Annotated in this window: 3 protein-coding genes; all 3 read left to right on the top strand. The window is 67.1% G+C overall.

The features are described 5' to 3' along the window. The first annotated feature begins 134 nt into the window (after positions 1-134). A complete protein-coding gene (gene ftsW / locus KGM94_RS23905) occupies positions 135-1,286 on the top strand; it encodes a putative lipid II flippase FtsW (protein ID WP_300264781.1) in 1,152 nt (383 codons plus the stop codon). 154 nt (positions 1,287-1,440) lie between these two features. Further along, positions 1,441-2,541, top strand: coding sequence for an undecaprenyldiphospho-muramoylpentapeptide beta-N-acetylglucosaminyltransferase (murG, locus tag KGM94_RS23900; protein WP_300264778.1), 1,101 nt, complete (start codon positions 1,441-1,443; stop codon positions 2,539-2,541). A 175-nt stretch (positions 2,542-2,716) separates the two neighbouring features. After that, positions 2,717-4,120, top strand: a complete 1,404-nt coding sequence (gene murC, locus KGM94_RS23895) for a UDP-N-acetylmuramate--L-alanine ligase (protein WP_300264775.1) — start codon at positions 2,717-2,719, stop codon at positions 4,118-4,120. The last annotated feature ends 39 nt before the right edge of the window (positions 4,121-4,159 follow it).

The raw sequence follows: 4,159 nt of genomic DNA, 5'->3' as shown, positions 1-4,159 counted from the left end.
GCAGCGCACCGCTGAAGAAGCGCTGCGCTGCGTCCGGGGCACGAGTCTCTTCAAAACTTGATCGATCCCGTTAACCCCTCGTAAACCAACCTGGGCGACCAATGGTCCGATCTCTGTCCGAGGGTCGGCCGTCCATGATCTCCCGTGAAGAACGTACGCCGCTGTCCGAATGGTGGTGGACCGTCGACAAGCCGCTGCTCGGGGCGATTTTCGCGCTGATGCTGTCCGGCGTCATCCTGTCGCTGGCGGCGAGCCCGCCGGTCGCGACCCGGATCGGGCTCGATCCCTTCCATTTCTTCAGCCGGCACGTGATGTTCCTGGCTCCGTCCTTCATGGTGCTGATCGGCGTCTCCTTCCTGTCGCCGCGCGCGATCAGGCGTAGCGCGCTGGTCGTGTTCGCGGTCAGCATCGTCCTGATCGTGCTGACGCTCGCGATCGGGCCCGAGGTGAAGGGCTCGCGGCGCTGGATCACGCTCATCGGCGTCAACATTCAGGCCTCCGAATCCGCAAAGCCCGCCTTCGTCGTGGTCGCCGCCTGGCTGTTTGCGGAATCGACCAAGCGGCCGGAGATGCCGGCGACCTCGATGGCGCTGGTGCTGCTGTTGATGCTGGTCTCGCTCCTGGTGATGGAGCCCGATTTCGGCCAGACCATGCTGATCCTGATGGTATGGGGCGCGCTGTTCTTCATCGCAGGCATGCGGATGATCTGGGTGCTCGGGCTCGCCGGCGTCGCCGCTGCCGGCCTGTTCAGCGCGTATCTGTTCGTTCCGCACGTGGCAGGGCGCATCAAGCGCTTCATGAACCCGGCCTCCGGCGACACCTTCCAGGTCGACACCGCGATGGAGGCGTTCGCCAACGGCGGCTGGTTCGGTCTCGGGCCGGGCGAGGGCATCGCCAAGCGCAGCCTGCCCGACAGCCACACCGACTTCGTGTTCGCGGTCGCGGCCGAGGAGTTCGGCATCATCCTGTGCCTGGCGCTGCTCGCGCTGTTCGCCTTCATCGTCATCCGCGCGCTGACCCGCGCCTATGCCAACGAGGACATGTTCTCGCGCTTCGCCGCCTCGGGGCTTGCGATCCTGTTCGGCGTGCAGGCGGCGATCAACATGTCGGTCAACCTCCAGCTCATTCCCGCCAAGGGCATGACGCTGCCGTTCATCTCCTATGGCGGCTCCTCGATCGTGTCGCTTGCCTATGGCGTCGGCATGATGCTCGCACTGACGCGGCTGCGTCCGCGCACCGAGGTCGAGTCGATCGGCCGCGCCGAGGCGATGCGCAGCTACGCGTAATTCCTCGTCATTGCGAGCCAACGGGTCCGCGCGACGCGCGGCCCGATGACAGGCTCCGCGAAGCAATCCAGACTGTCTCCGCGAAAGCAGCCTAGATTGCTTCGTCGCTTCGCTCCTCGCAATGACGGGCGAGACCGGATAAAAGGCTCCCGCCATGGACACCTCTCCCTTGATTCTGCTGGCCGCGGGCGGCACCGGCGGCCATTTGTTTCCGGCCGAGGCGCTCGGCGTCGAGTTGATCCGGCGCGGCTTTCGCGTGCGCCTGGTGACGGATGCGCGGGCGCTCCGCTACAGCGGCCTGTTCAGTAAGGACATGATCGACGTGGTGCCGAGCGAGACCGCACGTGGCCGCAATCCGCTGCAGCTTGCCCATGCTGGCCTGACGCTCGCCGCCGGCACTGTGTCGGCCTTGCTGCTGATGCGGCGCCTGAAGCCCGCCGCAGTCGTCGGCTTCGGCGGCTATCCGACCCTGCCGCCGCTGATCGCGGCGCGGCTCGCCGGCGTGCCCGGCATCATCCACGACGCCAACGCCGTGCTCGGCCGCGCCAACCGTTTCCTGTCGCGCCATGTGCGCGCCATCGCCACCTCGCTGCCGGGCGTGCTCGATCGCGATCCGGCGCTCGGCCCCAAGACCACGACGGTCGGTACGCCGATGCGCCCGGCGGTACTTGCCGCAGCCGGCGCGACCTACGCGCCGCCCGAGCCGAACGGCCCGTTTCGCCTGCTCGTCGTCGGCGGCAGCCAGGGTGCGCGCATCATGGCCGACATCGTGCCCGGCGCGGTCGAGCGGCTGGAGCCCGCCTTGTGGGGCCGGCTGATCCTGACCCAGCAGGTGCGGGAGGAGGACATGGCGCGGGTGCGCGCCGTCTACGACCGGCTCAAGGTCAATGCCGAGCTTGCGCCGTTCTTCACCGACCTGCCGGCGCGGCTTGCCTCCAACCATCTGGCGGTGTCGCGCTCCGGCGCCGGCACGGTCGCGGAACTCGCCGCGATCGGACGGCCCTCGATCCTCGTGCCGCTGCCGGGCTCGATCGACCAGGACCAGTTCGCCAATGCCGGCGTGCTCGCCGAGGTCAACGGCGGCTTACGCATCCCGCAGACCGAATTTACCTCCGACCGACTGGCGTCGGAGATCTCCGCGCTTGCCGCCGAGCCGCAGCGCCTGGCCGCCATGGCCGCCGCCGCGCGCAGCGTCGGCCGGCTCGATGCCGCCGACCGGCTGGCCGATCTCGTGGTCAAGGTGGCCGGAATCTGACGTCGGCCGATCCGGCGCGGCTCGCGAGCATGCCGGAATGACGCAAAAGGGCCGATTTTGGAAGGTTTGCCGTCATGGCCGGGCTTGTCCCGGCCAGCCACGTCTTGCATGAATGACCCGAGATTCGTGGATGTTCGGACAAGCCGGGCATGGCGAAGGAACCACGGGATAGATCATGAGACTGCCGCGCGAGATCGGACCCATCCACTTCGTCGGGATCGGCGGCATCGGCATGAGCGGCATCGCCGAGGTGCTGGTCAATCTCGGCTATACCGTGCAGGGCTCGGACGCCTCCGAGAACTACAACGTCGAGCGGCTGCGCAAGAAGGGCGCAAATGTTTCGGTCGGCCACAAGGCGGAGAATGTCGACGGCACCGACGTCGTCGTCGTCTCCTCCGCGATCAAGCGCGACAATCCCGAATTGATCGCGGCGCGCGCCCAGCGCATTCCGGTGGTGCGCCGCGCCGAGATGCTCGCCGAATTGATGCGGCTGAAGAGCTGCGTCGCGATCGCCGGCACCCACGGCAAGACCACCACGACCACGATGGTGGCAACGCTGCTCGATGCCGGCGGCATCGATCCCACCGTCATCAATGGCGGCATCATCAACGCCTACGGCTCCAACGCGCGGCTGGGCGCCGGCGACTGGATGGTGGTAGAAGCGGACGAGAGCGACGGCACCTTCCTGAAGCTGCCCGCCGACGTCGTCATCGTCACCAATATCGACCCCGAGCATCTCGACCACTTCAAGACGTTTGAGGCCATCCAGGACGCGTTCCGCAACTTCGTCGAGAACGTGCCGTTCTACGGCTTTGCCGTGATGTGCACCGATCATCCGGTCGTGCAGAGCCTGGTCGGCAGCATCGAGGACCGCCGCATCATCACCTATGGCGAGAATCCGCAGGCCGACGCGCGGCTGGTCGATTTGACGCCGATGGGCGGCGGCTCGAAGTTCAAGGTCGTCTTCCGCAATCGCAAGACGGGCGCGATCCACGAGATCGCCGATATCACGCTGCCGATGCCGGGGCGTCACAACGCGTCCAACGCGACGGCCGCGATCGCGGTCGCGCATGAGCTCGGCGTCTCCGACGACGCGATCCGCAAGGCGATCGCGGGCTTCGGCGGCGTGAAGCGGCGCTTCACCCGCACCGGCGAGTGGAACGGAGTCACCGTGATCGACGACTACGGCCATCACCCCGTCGAGATCGCAGCCGTGCTGAAGGCCGCCCGTGAATCGACCAGCGGCAAGATCATCGCGGTGGTGCAGCCGCATCGCTTCACCCGCCTGCAATCGCTGTTCGAGGAATTTTGCACCTGCTTCAACGATGCGGACGCCGTGATCGTTGCCGAGGTCTATCCAGCGGGCGAGACGCCGATTCCGGGCATCGACCGCGATCACTTCGCCGCCGGCCTGCGCGCGCACGGCCATCGCGAGGTGATCCCGCTGCCGAACTCCTCCGATCTCGCCGGCATCGTCAAGGGCCTTGCCGCTTCGGGCGATCTCGTCGTGTGCCTCGGCGCCGGCAACATCACGCAATGGGCCTACGCGCTGCCGGGCGAATTGAAGGCGCTGGGGTGAGCGCGGCGATGCATGCAATTCAGTCATGGCTTGGAGAGA

Source organism: Bradyrhizobium sp. (assembly GCF_028868675.1).
Classification (GTDB): domain Bacteria; phylum Pseudomonadota; class Alphaproteobacteria; order Rhizobiales; family Xanthobacteraceae; genus Bradyrhizobium.
This window is presented reverse-complemented; position numbering and strand designations above follow the sequence as displayed.

Coding starts and splice junctions, on each gene's coding strand:
- murG (WP_300264778.1), top strand. CDS start 1,441: ATGGACACCTCTCCCTTGATTCTGCTGGCCGCGGGCGGCACCGGCGGC.
- ftsW (WP_300264781.1), top strand. CDS start 135: ATGATCTCCCGTGAAGAACGTACGCCGCTGTCCGAATGGTGGTGGACC.
- murC (WP_300264775.1), top strand. CDS start 2,717: ATGAGACTGCCGCGCGAGATCGGACCCATCCACTTCGTCGGGATCGGC.